At 72.4% G+C, this 16,150-nt stretch carries 16 protein-coding genes; 13 read left to right on the top strand and 3 right to left on the bottom strand.

Annotation, left to right across the window (positions count from 1 at the left end; genetic code table 11):
* Positions 1–148 precede the first annotated feature (148 nt).
* The 3 genes from JOD54_RS27645 to JOD54_RS27635 are packed head-to-tail and all read left to right on the top strand — an operon-like array spanning position 149 to position 4,327.
* Positions 149–349, top strand: coding sequence for a hypothetical protein (locus tag JOD54_RS27645; protein WP_204454750.1), 201 nt, complete (start codon positions 149–151; stop codon positions 347–349).
* Positions 339–3,026: a YcaO-like family protein gene (locus JOD54_RS35810; protein WP_204454748.1), complete on the top strand. Its 2,688-nt coding sequence runs from the start codon at positions 339–341 to the stop codon at positions 3,024–3,026. The genes JOD54_RS27645 and JOD54_RS35810 overlap by 11 nt, the downstream gene beginning before the upstream one ends.
* 47 nt (positions 3,027–3,073) lie before the next feature.
* Complete coding sequence (locus JOD54_RS27635; protein ID WP_204454746.1) at positions 3,074–4,327, top strand: phytase; 1,254 nt, start codon at positions 3,074–3,076, stop codon at positions 4,325–4,327.
* Here JOD54_RS27635 and JOD54_RS27630 read toward each other — a convergent pair.
* The 3 genes from JOD54_RS27630 to JOD54_RS27620 all read right to left on the bottom strand — a co-directional run bounded on the left by JOD54_RS27630 (position 4,324) and on the right by JOD54_RS27620 (position 7,531).
* Positions 4,324–5,535 (bottom strand): hypothetical protein, encoded by a 1,212-nt coding sequence (locus tag JOD54_RS27630; protein WP_204454744.1) that lies wholly within the window; start codon positions 5,533–5,535, stop codon positions 4,324–4,326. The genes JOD54_RS27635 and JOD54_RS27630 overlap by 4 nt on opposite strands.
* A 115-nt stretch (positions 5,536–5,650) precedes the next feature.
* On the bottom strand, positions 5,651–7,075 hold the full coding sequence (locus JOD54_RS27625) for a cation:dicarboxylate symporter family transporter (RefSeq protein WP_204454742.1): 1,425 nt from the start codon (positions 7,073–7,075) through the stop codon (positions 5,651–5,653).
* A gap of 81 nt (positions 7,076–7,156) precedes the next feature.
* Positions 7,157–7,531: a DUF1844 domain-containing protein gene (locus JOD54_RS27620; RefSeq protein ID WP_204454740.1), complete on the bottom strand. Its 375-nt coding sequence runs from the start codon at positions 7,529–7,531 to the stop codon at positions 7,157–7,159.
* Between the two features lie 285 nt (positions 7,532–7,816).
* On the opposite strand from JOD54_RS27620, the gene infC reads away from it, so the two are divergent.
* The 10 genes from infC (at position 7,817) to JOD54_RS27570 (ending at position 16,147) form a co-directional block, all read left to right on the top strand.
* Positions 7,817–8,479: a translation initiation factor IF-3 gene (infC, locus tag JOD54_RS27615; RefSeq protein ID WP_204454738.1), complete on the top strand. Its 663-nt coding sequence runs from the start codon at positions 7,817–7,819 to the stop codon at positions 8,477–8,479.
* A 91-nt stretch (positions 8,480–8,570) separates the two neighbouring features.
* On the top strand, positions 8,571–8,765 hold the full coding sequence (gene rpmI, locus JOD54_RS27610; RefSeq protein WP_204454736.1) for a 50S ribosomal protein L35: 195 nt from the start codon (positions 8,571–8,573) through the stop codon (positions 8,763–8,765).
* Positions 8,766–8,827: 62 nt separating this feature from the next.
* The gene (gene rplT, locus JOD54_RS27605; protein ID WP_204454734.1) at positions 8,828–9,205 is read left to right on the top strand and encodes a 50S ribosomal protein L20; all 378 of its coding nucleotides are present in this window, start codon (positions 8,828–8,830) and stop codon (positions 9,203–9,205) included.
* A 26-nt stretch (positions 9,206–9,231) separates the two neighbouring features.
* Entirely contained in the window at positions 9,232–10,020 is a 789-nt protein-coding gene (locus tag JOD54_RS27600; protein WP_307860340.1) for a TrmH family RNA methyltransferase, read from the top strand.
* Positions 10,021–10,155: 135 nt separating this feature from the next.
* The gene (locus JOD54_RS27595; RefSeq protein WP_204454732.1) at positions 10,156–11,400 is read left to right on the top strand and encodes an ATP-grasp domain-containing protein; all 1,245 of its coding nucleotides are present in this window, start codon (positions 10,156–10,158) and stop codon (positions 11,398–11,400) included.
* Entirely contained in the window at positions 11,397–12,179 is a 783-nt protein-coding gene (locus JOD54_RS27590; RefSeq protein WP_204454730.1) for a Rossmann-like domain-containing protein, read from the top strand. Before JOD54_RS27595 ends, JOD54_RS27590 begins: the two co-directional genes overlap by 4 nt.
* Positions 12,176–13,216: a PLP-dependent cysteine synthase family protein gene (locus JOD54_RS27585; protein ID WP_307860339.1), complete on the top strand. Its 1,041-nt coding sequence runs from the start codon at positions 12,176–12,178 to the stop codon at positions 13,214–13,216. The genes JOD54_RS27590 and JOD54_RS27585 overlap by 4 nt, the downstream gene beginning before the upstream one ends.
* A complete protein-coding gene (locus tag JOD54_RS27580; RefSeq protein WP_239573526.1) occupies positions 13,213–14,211 on the top strand; it encodes an enolase C-terminal domain-like protein in 999 nt (332 codons plus the stop codon). The genes JOD54_RS27585 and JOD54_RS27580 overlap by 4 nt, the downstream gene beginning before the upstream one ends.
* Complete coding sequence (locus JOD54_RS27575) at positions 14,208–15,383, top strand: MFS transporter (RefSeq protein ID WP_307860337.1); 1,176 nt, start codon at positions 14,208–14,210, stop codon at positions 15,381–15,383. The genes JOD54_RS27580 and JOD54_RS27575 overlap by 4 nt, the downstream gene beginning before the upstream one ends.
* Positions 15,368–16,147: a class I SAM-dependent methyltransferase gene (locus tag JOD54_RS27570; protein WP_204454728.1), complete on the top strand. Its 780-nt coding sequence runs from the start codon at positions 15,368–15,370 to the stop codon at positions 16,145–16,147. Before JOD54_RS27575 ends, JOD54_RS27570 begins: the two co-directional genes overlap by 16 nt.
* Positions 16,148–16,150: the final 3 nt, after the last annotated feature.

The following is a 16,150-nucleotide window of genomic DNA, read 5'->3' as shown; positions in this document are numbered from 1 at the left end:
TGGGTCACCGGCGGCGACTACGCCGGGCATCGGCGCGTACGCCTGCGGTAACCAGCGGAAACGACATCTGGACACGGTGTATCCCGGTCGCGGATGCTGACTCCTACCTCGTAGCCGCGACAGGTCGCGGGTCGCGCGAGGAGGACGTGTGTTGATCGAGCCAACCGAACTCGAGGCCAGGGTCGTGAAGCCGCACCGGGTCACCGCGGCCTCCCGCGCCCTCATCGACGCCGGCCCGGCCCTGCGCGCCTGGGACACCCGCAAGGGCGTCACCGCCCCCGCCGACTTCCGCCTGGTGACCCGGGGCAGGCACCACCTCGGCCCGAGGGGGCCGGTGCGTGCGGGGTGAGAACGCCGGTCCCGCCGCGCCCCCACAGCCCCACCCCGCCGGTCCGGAGGGGACCGACGACACCACCGCGGTGACCCCCGGTCCGGTGATCATCGGACCAGAACCCGCCGGTGGGGTGGTGGCCTCGCCCGCCGTGCGGTCCGATGATCAGATGCAGCCGGACGACGAGGCGCGGTCGGACGAGGCGGCGCCCGCCACCGCGGATGCGGCGGCTGCCGGTGCCGGCTCCGGTGACGAGACCCAGGTGACTCCCGATGCGGTGGTCGCGGGTTCTGCGTCCGCCGGTGATGAGGCGGGCTCGGCTGTTGTGCGGTCCGCCGAGGACTTGGCCGATGAGACCCAGGTGACCCCCGGTTCGGTGATCGTGCCCGTTGCCGCGGCCACCGTGGTCGCGGCAGGCGATGAGGACTTGGCCGACGAGACCCAGGTGGCTGCTGGTTCGGTGGCGGCGGGCCGGGATCTTGGTGGTGGGGTGGTGGGTTCGGCCGGTGCGCGGCCAGGTGGCGGAGTGGTGCTCGCCTCCGGGAAGGCCGCGGCTCCGGCTATGGGCGCTGGCCCTGCCGGTGGGGTCGGCCCGGCCGCTGCGCGGTCAGATGGCGAGGCGGCGCCTGAGATCGAAGAGGCCGCGGCTGTGTCCGGCGGTTCGACGGTCGTGAGACCGGATCCTGTCGGTGGGGTAGCGGGCTCGGCCGTTGTGCGGTCCGGCGAGGCGGCGGCCGCTTCCGGTGTGGGCGCTGTGGTCGCGGGTGCCGACGAGGAGGCCGTCGACGAGACCCAGGTGGTGATCGCGAGCTCTGCGTCCGCCCGTGGGGACTCCGCTGACGCGACTCAGGTTGTGGCGGAGAGTCCTGGGGACCAGACGACCCGGTTGATGGTTGTGCCGAAGGTTGAGCGCGGGGCGGTCGACTCCCGGGACTGGGATCGGCACCTGCGGGACTGCCTGCGCCGCGAGTTCGGCTCACGCGTCGCGGTGTCCGGCGCTCCCTTGGGCACCGGTGTCCGGCTAGCCGTCGTGCGGGGTGAGGATTCGGCGTTCGAGCGGGTGGCGAGGGCCGCGAAGGTGCGGGCGGTGACGGTCGCCGTTGAGGGTGGGGTGATCGAGCTCGGTCCGTTGGCCGTCCCGGGGCAGCCGGGGTGTGCCGCGTGCGCGCGGGCCCGGCGCACCGCGGCCGCTGCCGGGAGGCCGCCTACGGGTGATCCGGACGCGACGGAGGTGGTGCGGGCGGGGAAGATCCCGGCCGCGGCGGTCGGGGTGTTCGAGCGGATGCTGCGGGCCGCGTTCGAGGGCGACAAGGCGCTGGCCGGGTACGTCGTCGAGATCGGGGACGGGGAGCCGTTGTGGCACAAGGTGATCCCGTTGCCGGAGTGCGCTTCGTGCGGTGGCGCGGACGGGATCGCCACCGTCGGGTTGCCCGATGACGAGGACGACCCGGAGGCGTTGCTGGAGGCGCTGGCGGGCTGGGTCGACCCGCTGACCGGTGTCATCCCGTGGATCTCCGTGAGCGAACCGCTGCCCGGCGGCCCGTACGTGGGCACGGCGGCGCCGCCGCACGTGGTGGTGGGGCCCGAGGTCCGCGCGATGCCGATCGGCTGGGGCAAGGGCATGACCCGGCACGGCGCGATCATGTCGGCGGTGGGGGAGGCCATCGAGCGGTACTCGGCGTCGCTGCCGGATCCGGACCGGATCGTCTGGGCGCGCGCCGCCGACCTCGAGGGCGAGGTGCTGGACCCGCGCGAGTTCCCGCTGTACGAGCCCGACCAGTACACCAGCCGCGGCTTCCCGTACGCGCCCTACGACCGGCGCATCGACCACCCGTGGGTGCGCGGCACCTGGCTCGGCACCGACAAACCCGTCTGGGTGCCCGCCGTGTTCAGCTACCTCGCGATGGGACTCCTGCAGGAGCACCTCATCTGCCAGGGCACCTCCAACGGTCTCGCCGCGGGCACCGACGCCGACAGCGCCGCCGTGTGCGCGACGCTCGAGCTGATCGAGCGCGACGCGATGATGTCCGCGTGGCTGACCGGTGCCAAGGGCCGGTACGTCGAACTGGACGACACCCTCGACATCGAGGTCGTCGACGTGATCGAAGCGCTGCGGGAGGCGGGCCCGGCCGTCGAGGTGTACGTGCTGCCGACCTCCGCGTACGGCACCACCGCGGTCGCGCTCGCGATCGGTGACGGCAGGCGGTGGCCCGCGGTCTCCGTCGGTCTCGGCGCCGACCGCTCGCCGCGCGGCGCCATCCGGTCGGCCGTCCTCGAACTCGCCCAGACCGCGCCGCACCTGGCGGGTCTGCTGCGCGAGGGGCACCGGCCGCCCCGGCACGCGGGTGAGGTCCGGGAGATGCTCGACCACGCCGCCTACTACTTCCCGACCAGCCGCATGGAGGCCTTCGACCGGCTCCGCTGCGGCGGCACCTCGCACCTGGCCGACCTGCCGGAGCCCGCGTTCGACACCTCGGTCACCGATCTCGCCGGGCACCTGGGCAGCGCGGGCATCCGGGTCGCGGTGGTCGACGTGACCAGCGCGGACGTGGCCACCAGCCCGCTGCGGGTGGTCCGCGCGGTCAGCCCGGACCTGCAGCCGATCAGCTACGGCCACGGCGTCGACCGGCTGCCGGTGGCCAGGCTGCGCCACCGCGGCGCCCCCATCCGCAGGCTGGTGCACCCGATCTGGTGATCCCGCGTTCACCGTACGGCCAAGGCCGGTGGGCAGGATGACCGCCCATGCGCACCGCCGCCGTCCTCGGCTCCCTGGTCCTGCTCCCACTGCTGGCGCTGCCCGCCGCCGCCGCTGACCTCCCGACGGTCAGGGCCAGCGCGGAGACGCCGCCCAACTTCGACGACGACGAAGGCGGCAACGCCGACGCCGACGACCCCGCCATCTGGGTCGACCGGGCGCGGCCGGAGCGCAGCCGCGTCGTCGGCACGCTGAAGAACGGCGGCCTGGCGGTGTTCGACCTGCACGGCAAGCAGGTCCAGCACATCGCGACCCCGCAGGCGCCGACCCCGGACGCCGAGGCGGGCCGCTTCAACAACGTCGACGTCGTCCAAGGTGCCCGGATCGGCCGCCGCACCCTCGACCTCGCCGTGGTCTCCGACCGCGGCCGCGACCGGATCCGGGTCTACGCGATCCGCGACGGCGCGCTCGCCGACGTCACCACCGCCGCCCCGCCGCGCGCGTTCAGCGCCACCGAGGCCGAGGTCGACGAGCAGCGCACCGCCTACGGCTTGACCGTCGCGCCCGATCCCGAGGGCGGTGCGCCGTGGGTGATCGTCAGCAGGCGGCACGACACGCGCCTCGGCGTGTTCCGCTTGGCCGACGACGGCGCCGGTCGGATCACCTACCGCCGAGTCGACACCCTGGATTTGCCGGCCACCTTCGCGGTCCCGGGTGGCACGTGGACGCCGTGCGCCGAGCCGGGGGAGGGGCCGCAGGTGGAGGGCATGGTCTTCGACCCGACCGACGGCGTGCTCTACGCCGCCCAGGAGGACGTCGGTGTGTGGCGGGTGCCGGTGCGCAACGGGCACTTCGGTTCGGCGACCCTGGTCGACAAGGTCCGCGAGTTCGGCAGGCCCGCCGTGTATGACGAGGCCACCGAGGAGTGCGCCTTCACCGGGCCGCCGTCGTCTGCCGCCGGTCGCTACCTCACCGCCGACGCGGAGGGGCTGACCATCGCCTACGGCAAGAACGGCGCCAAGCAGCTGCTGGCGTCGAGCCAGGGTGACAGCACGTTCGTCGCCTACGACATCAGCCACGGGTACCCGCGCCGCACCGGCGGGTTCGCCGTGTCCGATGGCTCCACTGTGGACGGTGTCCAGCACAGCGACGGCGCGGCCGTTGTCACGACCCCGCTCGGCCGGGACTACCCGCACGGGCTGCTCGTCCTGCACGACGGCGAGAACACGCCCAACGACGACCGGGAGAGCACGAACTTCAAGTTCGTCCGGTGGGAGAAGGTCGCGGGCGTTCTCCGCTAGCCGGTGGCTGTTGGCGCTGTCGTGTACTTGTCCGCGACAGCGCCGATGGCGACCAGAGCCGCGGCGCCGACCAACGCCAGGGTCACCCACCAGGTCGGGTGGTTGTTGTCCAGCAGCACAGTGCCGTCGAGCCAGAGGTCCACCGCCGGTCCGGCGGGCGCCGCGATCACCCCCAGCATCACCACCAGCGCCACCGACGCCTCGCAGCGATCGGCCACGACCGCGCCGACCAGGACGATCAGCCCCGCGCCCACCGCGAGCAACGCCACCGCGTACCCGGCGCCGTCGTCGACGAACACCGGCAGGGTCAGCCCCGCCGTTGCGGCCACAGCCGCGAACACCACCGCGCGCGCCGAACTCAGCCCGAGCGCGGCGAACACCAACACGCCACCAACCAATGCGACCCACGCCAGGAAAGCAGGTCGCGCGCCGACAGGGTGCCCGTCGAGCTGCACTCCGGCTCGCACTAGCGCGATCCCTACTACGGCGACCACTACGAGCGCAGTGGTTTCGAGTGTGGCTCTTAGGGTGGTGAGCGCTGCTAGGCCAAGCAACGCGATCAGCGACACCAGTGTCAGACGCCTATCAAGCTCGGGCAGCGCGCCTAACGCCACCGCGAGGAGTCCGGCGACAAGAAGCCACGGCGGACCCGCAGCGGCCCGGTTGTCCCGCCTGCTGACCAGCACTGCTCCCGCCGCGCCCGCAATCGCGACCCCGGCGGCCACGAACGGCACCAAGTCCCAGATCGACGGCTCGAACCGCGATGTCGCCAGCGGTCCACCCACGGCGAACGCCCCCACCGCGGTCCCCGCGAGCGCCGCGCCGTGCGCCCGGTGCCCCACCGACAGCAGCCGGGCGGCCCCGCCCAACGCGCCGAGCAGCAACAAGACCGCGGCCGAGGAGGTCACCACCGACACCACGAGCAGCCGGGTCGCGGCGCTGACCTCCGGTGGCAGCGGCCAGTTGTCCACCCACAGCACCGCGTCGGCCATGCTCAGTGCGCCACCGACGACCAGCACCCACGGCCACGCGCGCCCGGGGAACCGCCACAGCGCCACCAGAGCGACCACCGCGACACCCAGGACCAGCCAGCCCCACCCGCCCACCGGCCCCAGCCAGCCCGACAGCCGCGACGGCGGCGCGGGGTGCCGCAGCAGCAAGGCGCCGGTGGTGGCGAGGGCGGCGACGAAGGTCCACCGAGAGGTCATGATCAGAACCGTACAACGCACGGAGTGGATCGGGCCCCGCTACGCCGAACCGCCCGCACCGGGGGCATCGGTCGCGGGCGGCTCACGCGGTACAACGAACGACAGCGCGGCCAGGCTACGCCTCACGGTCATCTTCCCGTGCGTTCGCCCGTGCGGACGAGTCCGCGCCGCCCGGTGGCGGTGACTCCCGCGTAGCGTGATCGGCCGCGGCGTCCAAGTGGGTCGCCTCGTCAAACGGTTGGCGGCCCGCGAGCACCGCGACGGCGCGGTCGCGGTCCCACTCCCGGGTCCACGCCCCGATGAGCACCGTCGCCACCGCGTTGCCCGCGAAGTTGGTCAAAGCCCGCGCCTCGGACATGAACCGGTCGATCCCGACGATCAGCCCGACGCCGTCGACGAGGTCCGGTCGGTGCGACTGCAGCCCGCCCGCCAGCGTCGCCAGCCCGGCCCCGGTGACCCCCGCCGCGCCCTTGGCCGCGATGACCATGAACGCCAGCAGGGCGAACTGCTCGCCGACCGACAGCGGCGCCCCGGTCGCGTTGGCCACGAACAGCGTCGCCATCGTCAGGTAGATCGCTGTGCCGTCGAGGTTGAACGAGTACCCGGTCGGCACCGCGATGCCGACGACGGGCTTGCTGACACCCAGGTGCTCCATCTTGGCGATCAGCCGAGGCAGCGCCACCTCCGACGACGACGTCGACAGGATCAAGAGGAACTCGCGGCCCAGGTAGCGCAAGAGGGAGAACAGGTTCAGCCGCGCCACGGCCCACAACAGCGGTCCCAGCACAAGAACGACGAACAGCACGCACGTCGCGTAGAACCCCAGCATGATCACGGCCAGGCTCTTGAGCGCCGCGAGCCCGGTCGCCCCCACCACCGCCGCGATCGCCCCGAACGCGCCGACCGGCGCGGCCCACATGATCATGGCGAGCACCCGGAACACCAACCGCTGCAGGTGCCCGACCCCGCGCAGGACCGGCTCGCCGGACCGCCCCATCAGCAGCAGCGCGAACCCGACCAGCAACGCGACCAGCAGCGTCTGCAGCACCTCGCCCCCGGTCAGCGCCGACACCAGCGTGGTCGGGATCAACCCCAACAAGAACCCGGTCGTCGACTCGCCGCCCTTGACCTGGGCCTCCCCGCTACCGCGCACCGCGTCGGTCAACTGGAGCCCGTCGCCGGGGTGCAGCAGGTTCCCCACCAGTAGTCCTACCGCCAGCGCGACCGTTGACATCACCAGGAAGTAACCCAGCGCCAGCCCGCCGACCCGGCCGACCTTGCTCGCCTTCGCGACCGAGCCCACCCCGAGCACGATGGTGCAGAAGATGACCGGACTGATCATCATCTTCACCAGCGCCACGAACCCGCTCCCCAACGGCGCCAACGACTTCGCCGCCGCCGGGAACACCAACCCCACCACCACCCCCAGCACGACGGCGGCGATCACCGCCACGTAGAGCAGGTGCGTGCGGTCGCGCCGCGGTGCTGTGCGGTCGGGGGGATCAGGTGGCTGGGCAGCGGGTGAGCGGGCGTCCGACACGGGTGCCTCCCTGGGGATCCGGTCGTTCCACCCTCCTCCCGGGTGTGCCCGCGGTCACCCTTGTGGTCATAGAGTTCGCGATCAGTGGACCGGTCCGGTGAACTTCTCGCCGGGGCCCTGGCCCGGCTCGTCCGGGAAAGCGGAGTACTCGCGGAACGCCTTCTGCAGCGACTGCAGCCCGTCGCGGATCGGGGCGGCGTGCGGGCCGAGGTACTCGACCGAGGCGGTCACCAGGCCCGCGAGCGCGGTGATCAGCCTGCGCGCCTCGTCGAGGTCGCGGCGGGGGCTGGTGTGCGGGTCGGGGTCGGCCAGGCCGAGGCGCTCGGCGGCGGCCGACATCAGCATGACCGCGGCTCGGCTGATCACCTCGACGCTGGGAATGTCGCCCAGTTCGCGGAGGTTGTCGTCGGTGTCGTCCGAGGTGGCCGGGTCGGGTGCGGCGGAAGCGTCGTTCACGGTCTGCTACCCTTGCACGTGCGACCAGCCCCCGTTAGCTCGGGGGCGGCAAAGTGGAGCCCCCGCTCCCACCCGCGCCACCTCACGGCGGCCGGGTCCGGTTGCCGCGATCCACCGGGTCTGACCTGGTGGTTTTTGTGGTGTGTCCCGACGCGTGCGTCGGGCGAATCGGTTGGAAGCGGGCCCCGTCTGCCACCTGGCAGTGGGGCTCGAGCTGTTTTTGGGGACCTCACGTGCCGAGCACGTCGCGAAGACGGACGTGTGCCGTCGCCCGCCCACCCTGGGGTGGACGGCGGAACGCAGCAATCGGACCAAGGAGGCCCCATCAGCACGGAGACACGCATCAACGACCGCATCCGCGTGCCGGAGGTCCGACTCGTCGGGCCCAACGGCGAACAGGTCGGGATCGTCCGGATCGAGGACGCCCTCCGCCTGGCGCAGGAAGCGGATCTTGATCTCGTCGAGGTCGCTCCCCAGGCCCGCCCGCCGGTGTGCAAGCTCATGGACTTCGGGAAGTTCAAGTACGAGAGCGCGCAGAAGGCCCGCGAGTCCCGGCGCAACCAGGTGCTCACCGTCATCAAGGAGCAGAAGCTCCGGCCGAAGATCGACTCCCACGACTACGAGACCAAGAAGCGCAATGTCGTGCGCTTCCTCGAGCACGGGAACAAGGTCAAGGTCACCATCATGTTCCGCGGCCGCGAGCAGTCCCGCCCCGAGCTGGGCTTCCGCCTGCTCAAGCGGCTCGCCGAGGACGTGCAGGAGCTGGGCTTCGTCGAGTCGTCCGCCAAGCAGGACGGCCGCAACATGATCATGGTCCTGGCGCCGCACAAGAACATCAAGCCGAAGCCGAAGTCGACCTCGGCGAACTCCGAAGAAGCAGGCTCCGAGGAACCGACCGAGGTGAGCACCGCCGAGGTGACCACCACCGAGGTCAGCGCCGAGGAGTGACCGGACCGGGACGCCCCGGTCAGCGCTCAACCCCCCGAATGCCGCCCGCGTGCCCACGCGCCCGCGGGCGGCACGACGACGAGGATCGAACATGCCGAAGATGAAGACCCACTCCGGGACCGCCAAGCGCGTGCGGATCACCGGCAAGGGCAAGCTTCGCCGCCAGCAGGCCGGTCTGCGCCACAAGCTGGAGAAGAAGTCCAGCGTGGTCACCCGCAGGCTCTCGGGCACCGAAGAGGTCGCCAAGGTCGACGCCCCCCGGCTCAACCGCCTGCTCGGCCGCTAGAGGCCACCCCACCCTTGACCACCGGGCGCCCGCGCGCCCACTAGATCGACAGGACGGACCCCGTGGCACGCGTCAAGCGGGCGGTCAACGCCCAAAAGAAGCGCCGCACGACCCTCGAGCTCGCCAGCGGCTACCGCGGCCAGCGCTCGCGGTTGTACCGCAAGGCCAAGGAGCAGGTGCTCCACTCGCTCAACTACGCCTACCGGGACCGCCGTGCCCGCAAGGGCGACTTCCGCAAGCTGTGGATCCAGCGGATCAACGCCGCGGCCCGCCAGAACAACATGAGCTACAACCGCTTCATCGAGGGCCTGCGCGTGGCCGGTGTCGACGTGGACCGCAAGATCCTCGCCGAGCTCGCGGTCAGCGACCCCACCGCCTTCACCGCCCTGGTGGAGATCGCCCGCGCGAACGCGGGTACCCAGGGCAAGGCCGCTTCCTGAGCACGCGCGTCCAGCGACCCGGGGCAGTGCCGTTCACCGAACGCACGCCCCGGGTCGCTGCCGCTCGGGCCCTCACCCGACGCCAGGGCCGCGACAAGGCGGGCCGCTTCCTCGCCGAGGGCAGCCAGGCCGTCCGCGAGGCGCTGGCCTTCGGTGAGGTCCACGAGCTGTTCGCGACCGCGGCCGCCGCGGCGCGCAACGCCGATCTGCTCGACCGGGCCGCTGAGCTCGGGATCCCCGTCTCCGAGGTCACGGACAAGGCCGCCGATGGCCTGTCGGAGACGGTGTCGCCACAGGGTTTGGTGGCGGTGTGCTCGCTGCTGGACCAGAGCGTCGCGTCCGCGTTGTCCGGGGGACCGTCGCTGGTGGCGGTGCTGGTGGGCGTGTCCGACCCGGGCAACGCCGGGACCGTGACGAGGGTGGCGGACGCCGCAGGTGCCGGGGCCGTGCTGTTCGCGGGGGACACCGTGGACCCGCACAACGGCAAGTGCGTTCGGGCGTCCACCGGCAGTGTTTTCCACCTGCCGGTGGCCCGGTCCCGGGACGTGGCCGCCGTGTTGGCGGCCTGCCGGGCCGCGGGTCTGCGCTTGGTCGCCGCCGACGGGCACGCCTCGGTGGACCTCGACACCGTGGAGCTGACCGCGCCGACCGCCTGGGTCTTCGGCAGCGAGGCGCACGGTTTGGACGACGAGGTGTTGTCGCTTGTGGACGAAGCGGTGAAGGTGCCGCTGTACGGCCGAGCGGAAAGCCTCAACCTGGCCACCGCCGCGGCGGTCTGCCTGTACGCGAGCGCCCGGGACCAGCGGCGCGCGTAGTCCTCGTTCGACCCTCTTCTCGCCGCGCTAGGGCGCGGTGTCCTCACGCGACATATGCACAGTTCTGATCTATACGCGGTTGTCGACAATGGTTATCGTTGGCGGCCGATGTCGGGTCGGTAGCTGAGGAGCGTCGTGGGGCACCTGTTGATGGTGGAGAGCTGGGTCGGGGCGATGAGCACCCTGCTGCCCAGGGCGGTGCGCGAGGCCGGTCACCGGTTCAGCTTCTTGACCAGGGACCTGCAGCACTACCTGCGCTCCGGCCCCGGCCCGCACCCCCTGCTCGCCGCGGACAACGTGCTCACCGCCGAGACCAACGACGTCGAACCCCTCCTCGAGCACGTCGCCGCCCTGCACCGCGCCCTGGAGTTCGACGGCGTGTTCAGCTCCTGCGACTACTACCTGCCGACCGTGGCCAGGATCGCGCAGCGGCTGGGGTTGCCCGGCGCGGCACCGGAAGCCGTGGAACGGGCCTGCCGCAAGGACCTCACGAGGGAGGTCCTCGGCCGGGCGGGGGTTCCGGGTCCGGAGTTCGCCGTGACCGGCGGGTGGGACGAGGTCGTGCTCGCGGCCCGGCGGATCGGGTTCCCCGTGGTGGTGAAGCCGGTCGACCTGTGCGCGGGGATGTTCGTGCGGGTGGTCACCAACGAGACCGAGTTGGGCGAGGCGGTCCGCGCGCTGCAGGGGTTCCCGGTCAACGCGCGGCAACAGGTGCGCAGTTCCGCTGTCCTGGTGGAAGAACTGCTCGACGGACCGGAAGTCAGCGTCGAGACGGTCACGGCCAACGGCGAGACGACGGTGGTCGGCGTGACGGACAAGTCGATCGTCGGCGCGCCCTGGTTCGTCGAAAGTGGACACATGTTCCCGGCCGACCTCACGGCGGCGGAAACGGCGCTGGTGACCGAAACCGCGGTCGCGGCGATCGAGGCGCTGGGGTTGGACCGCGTCGTGGGGCACACCGAGATCAAGCTGACCTCGCGCGGCCCCAAGGTCGTCGAGGTCAACCCGCGCCCGGCGGGCAACCGGATCACCGAACTCGTCCGGCGCACCACAGGTGTCGACCTGCCGATGCTGCACGCCCGCCTGGCGCTCGGGGAAACGCCGGAGGTGGTGGCGGCCACGACCGGGGCGCGCAGTGCCGCGGTGGCGTTCCTGCTGCCGCCGCACCGGGGAGTGGTGGCTGAGATCGACGGCGTCGACGCGCTCGCGGCACCGGATGTCGTGGAGTGGGCGGTGAAACCCGCCGGTCACGCGGCGGGGGAGCCGACCAGCAACAACACCTACCTCGGGCACGCCATGGTGGTGGACCGGTTCGGGCTCGGGGCCAGGGCGCGGGTCGAGGAGTTGGTGGCCGGGCTCAAGGTCCGGTACGCGGGATGAGCGTCGTCGACGAGCTCATCGACCAGGCGCGCCTCGGTCGGTTCGGGGCGCTCGACGCCGAGGTCAGCGTCGGATTCGTGACGCGCCAAGGTGTTCGGCACAGCACGCGGGGGACCGGGTACCGCAACCACGTGCTGAGCCTGCGCGTCGGCAAGGCGGTCGGGTCGTGCGCGGTGGAACCGGGCGCGGTGGACGACGACCTGGTGCAGGACTGCGTCGGATCCACAGTGGACGCCCTGTTCGACCACCCGGACCTCGCGGTGCGGGTGGCCGCGCTGGACGCGTACCTCATGGCGGCGCGGCCGCACGAGGAGCACGCCACCGACAGCGTGCGGGTCCCGGCGGGGACGTCGCTGGAGAAGTCGTTGACCAGGGCCGGTTTCGTGGTCGACCTGCTCGGTGCCCAGCGCGGGCAGCGGGTGCTCGTGGTCGGCGTGGTGAACTCGTTGCTGCACCACCTGCGCGAGCGCGGCGTGCGGTACCGGCCGTGCGACCTGCGCGGCGGCACCACCGAGTGGGGCGAGCCGATCACCGACGACGCCGACCTCGACGGGTGCGACGCCGTGCTCGCGACCGGGATGACGGTGGGGAACGGGACCTTCGAGGCGTTGCGGGACAAGGCCGCCGCGCGCGGTGTGCCGCTGGTGATGTTCGCGCAGACGGCGAGCGCGGTGCTGCCCCGGCTCGACGGCATCGCGGCGATCTGCGCCGAGCCGTACCCGTTCTTCTGGCTCGACGGCGGTCCGACCGTGCTGCACCGGTACCGGGTGCCGCGGTGAGGCCGGAACTGCTCGACCTCGTCGGCGGCACCCCGTTGGCCCGAGTCACCACGCCGTTGCCGCACCCGCACGGCGGGTTCTGGGCGAAGCTGGAGAGCCTGGGCGCCGGCGGGATGAAGGCCCGTGCGGCGACGTCGATGCTGCTCGCGGCCAAGTCGGACGGCAGGCTCGCGCCCGGCGCGCCGGTCGTCGAGTCCACCAGCGGCACCCTCGGTCTCGGGCTGGCGTTCGCCGGGCAGGCGTTGGGCCACCCGGTGATCCTGGTCGTCGACGACGAGTTGGAGCCCGGCATGCGGGCGCTGCTCACCGCGCACGGCGCCCGCCTGGAGGTGGTCGCCCACCCGCACCCCAGCGGTGGTTGGCAGCGCGCCCGGCTCGACCGGCTGCACGCGGTGCTGGCCGAGGTCCCCCGCGCCTACTGGCCCGACCAGTACAACAACCCGGCCAACCCGGCGGGGTACGCGGCCCTCGCCCGCGAGCTCATCGACGACCTCGACCGCATCGACGTCCTGGTGTGCAGCGTCGGCACCGGCGGGCACAGCGCGGGCATCGCCGCCGAGCTGCGCAGGCACCGGCCCGGCGTGCGGCTGATCGGGGTCGACGCGGTGGGCTCGACGATCTTCGGGCAGCCCGCGCTGCCCAGGGTGATGCGCGGGCTGGGCAGCAGCATCCACCCGCGCAACGTCGCCTACCGCGAGTTCGACGAGGTGCACTGGCTCGGTCCGGTCGAGGTCGTCGACGCCTGCCGCAGACTGGCCCGCGACGGGTTCGTCAGCGGTGGCTGGAGCACCGGCGCGGTGGCGCTGGTCGCCGCGTGGGTGGCCAGGGTCGACCCGGCGGCGGTCGTGGTGACCGTGTTCCCCGACGGGGTGCACCGATACCTGGACTCGATCTTCGACGACCAGTTCTGCCGGGCGCGGGGGCTGCTGGGCCGCCCGTGCGGGCACCCGGTCGAGGTCGCCGACCCGGCCGCGGCGCCGCTGAGCCGGTGGTCGCGGTGCGCGGTCGTGGCCGATCCGCTCGGGGTCCCGGCATGAGGCTGGACTGGGCCCGCACGACGTTGCGGCTGGCCGAACCGCTGCGCATCTCCCGGTCGGTGATGACCGAGCGGGACGCGATCGAGGTCAGCCTGTCGCACGACGGCGCCGTGGGCCGCGGCGAGATCATCACCAGTGTCTACTACGGACTCGACAAGGCGGCGATCACCAGCCAGCTGGCCTCGGTCGCCGCCACGCTCACCGACGAGCACTGGACGCCGGACGAGCGGCTGTGGAACACGCTGCACCCGGGTGTGCGGGCCGGGGTGGACGCCGCCCTGTGGGAACTCGCGGCTGTGCGCACCGGGGTCCCGGCGCACGAGCTGTTCGGCCTTCCCCGGTGGGTGGACAAGCCCACCGCGCGCACGGTCGGACTCGGTGTCCCGGCTGGTGAGGCCGCCGCGGCGTTGGCTGCCAAGGGTTTCCGGGTCATCAAGGTCAAGGCGGGGGCGCCGGACGACGTGGCCAGGGTCGCCGAGGTGCGCGCTGCCGTGCCCGAAGCCCAGATCCTGCTCGACCCCAACGGCGGCTGGACGGCCGACGAAGCGGTCCGGCTGCTCGACGCGGTCGCGCCGTCGCGGGTGGAGCTCGTCGAGCAGCCGATCGCGCCGGGACAACGCGACCAGTTGGCCTGGGTCACCGCCCGGTCGCCGATCCCGGTGGTCGCCGACGAGGACGTGACGACCGTCGAGGACGTCACCGACCTGGCGGGTGTCGTCGACGGGGTCAACATCAAGCTCGCCAAGTTCGGCGGGCCAACGCAGGCGCTCGCCGCGATCGAAGCGGCCAAGGCCGCCGGGTTGGACGTGCTGCTCGGCTGCCTGGTGTCCAGTTCGCTGGGGCTGGCCCCCGCCGTGCACCTGAGCGGGCACGCGCGGTGGCTGGACCTCGACGGTCACCTGCTGCTGGCCGAGGACCCGTGGACCGGCCTCGGCGGTGACGACGGTGTGCTGCGGTTGCGCGGCGGCCCCGGCTGGGGAGTGGCGCGCCGGTGAGGTCCTTCCCCCTGCCGGTGCGCGTGCTGTTGGTCAACCAGTTCGGCGTCAACACCGGCTTCTACCTGCTCATCCCGTACCTGGCGATGCACATGACCGAGGACCTGGGCCTGTCCGCCGCCCTGGTCGGCGTGGTGCTCGGCGTGCGCAACCTCAGCCAGCAGGGCCTGTTCCTGCTCGGCGGAACCGCGGCCGACCGGCTCGGCGTGCGCGGGGTCATCATCGCGGGCTGCGGTGTCCGCACTGTCGGGTTCGGACTCTTCGCGGTCGGGGACTCGCCCGCGGTCCTGATCGCCGCAGCGGTTCTCAGCGGGGTGGCGGGTGCGCTGTTCAACCCGGCCGTCCGCGCCTACATCGCCGTGGAGGCACCACCGGAACGGCGCGCGGAAGCGTTTGCGCTGTTCTCCGTCTACGCCCAAGCGGGCGCGCTGCTCGGTCCGGTGCTGGGCAGTGTCCTGCTGCTGGTCGACTTCCGGCTCTCGGCCGCGGTGGCGGCGGGCATCTTCGCCCTGCTGACCGTCATCCAGGCGCTGGTGCTGCCCGCGCGCGCCGTACCGCCCGCGCCGAACTCGGTGTTCGCCGATGTCAAGGCGTGCTTGGCGAATCGACCGTTCATGGTGTTCACCCTCGCCGCCGCGGGCATCTTCTCGTCGCAGAACCAGCTCTACCTGGTGCTGCCGTTCGAGGCGAGCCGGGCGACCGGCTGGGCGGGCAGCGTCGCGGGTGTGTTCGTGCTGTCCACTGTGGTCACCCTGGTCGGCCAGGTGCGGATCACGCGGCGGTTGGCCAACGCCTCCCGGCAGCGCGCGATCGCTTGCGGGCTGCTGGTGATGGGTCTCGGGTTCCTCGCGCCCGCCCTGTCCTACCTGTGGCCCGTGCTGGCGGTCCCCGGGGTCGTCATCGCGGTGCTGGGGCTGGCGATCGGCACGATGATCGCGCAGCCGTTCGTCTACGAGCTGGTGCCCGCGTTCGGCGGGGAACGGGTCACCGGCACGTACTTCGGGGTCTTCTACCTCGTCTCCGGCGCTGTCGCCGCGGTGACGACGGTGCTGGTGGGGTGGGTGAGCGACGCGGGCGGCTGGTGGGCGTGCCTGGTGTGTGCCGCCGTCGGTGTGCTCTGCGCGGCGACCACGCGGATTCCGGAGAGGACGGCGACATGGGCAACTTCCTGACCGACAACCCCGAGCTCTACGAGCGGCGCTTCCCCGACCCGGAGCACCTCGCCGCCCGCTTCGCGCACGACCTCGTCACCCGCTTCGGCGGCGGGACCCGGGTGCTGGACGTGGGCTGCGGCACCGGTCGCGACGCCGGGTACCTCGCCGGGCTCGGGTACAAGGTCACCGGCGTGGACCTGTCGCCGGCGATGCTGGAGTTCGCCGCCGCCCGCCACCCCGGCGTGGACTTCCGGCACGCCGACATGCGCGCGATGGACCTCGACACCACCGTGGACGTGGTGACCTGTTTGGACAGCGCGCTGCTCTACTGCCACACCAACACCGACCTGCGGGCCTTCCTCGACGGCTGCCGAGCGCACCTCGAACCCGGTGGCCTGCTGATCGCCGAGATGCGCAACGGCGCCTTCTTCCTCGGCAACACCGAACTGCTCAACGAGGTCACCACCCGCACCGTCTGCTGGGACGGCGTCGCCTACACCGCCCGCACCCGGTTATGGATCGATCACGCCAACCAGCTGCTGCGCCGGTGTCGCGAGTGGACATGGACCGGCGAGGTCGACCCGCTGGTGGAGGAAACCGCATGGCGGCTGCTGTTCCCGCTGGAGCTGCGCGCGCACCTGGAGTCCGCCGGGTTCGAGGTGCTCGCCCTGTTCGACGAGCCAGGCCCGCGCACCGACCCGCCGTGGACGGCCGACGCCACCCTGTCCCGCGCCCTCTCCGGCGACCGCCTGCACCTGGTCGCCCGCTCCCGTCCCCGCTAGTCA

The organism is Actinokineospora baliensis (assembly GCF_016907695.1).
GTDB lineage: Bacteria > Actinomycetota > Actinomycetes > Mycobacteriales > Pseudonocardiaceae > Actinokineospora > Actinokineospora baliensis.
The sequence above is the reverse complement of the archived record's forward strand: the minus strand, read 5'-3'. Positions and strand labels throughout refer to the sequence as shown.

Coding starts and splice junctions, on each gene's coding strand:
- JOD54_RS27635 (WP_204454746.1), top strand. CDS start 3,074: ATGCGCACCGCCGCCGTCCTCGGCTCCCTGGTCCTGCTCCCACTGCTG.
- JOD54_RS27630 (WP_204454744.1), bottom strand. CDS start 5,535: ATGACCTCTCGGTGGACCTTCGTCGCCGCCCTCGCCACCACCGGCGCC.
- rpmI (WP_204454736.1), top strand. CDS start 8,571: ATGCCGAAGATGAAGACCCACTCCGGGACCGCCAAGCGCGTGCGGATC.
- JOD54_RS27590 (WP_204454730.1), top strand. CDS start 11,397: ATGAGCGTCGTCGACGAGCTCATCGACCAGGCGCGCCTCGGTCGGTTC.
- JOD54_RS27580 (WP_239573526.1), top strand. CDS start 13,213: ATGAGGCTGGACTGGGCCCGCACGACGTTGCGGCTGGCCGAACCGCTG.
- JOD54_RS27570 (WP_204454728.1), top strand. CDS start 15,368: ATGGGCAACTTCCTGACCGACAACCCCGAGCTCTACGAGCGGCGCTTC.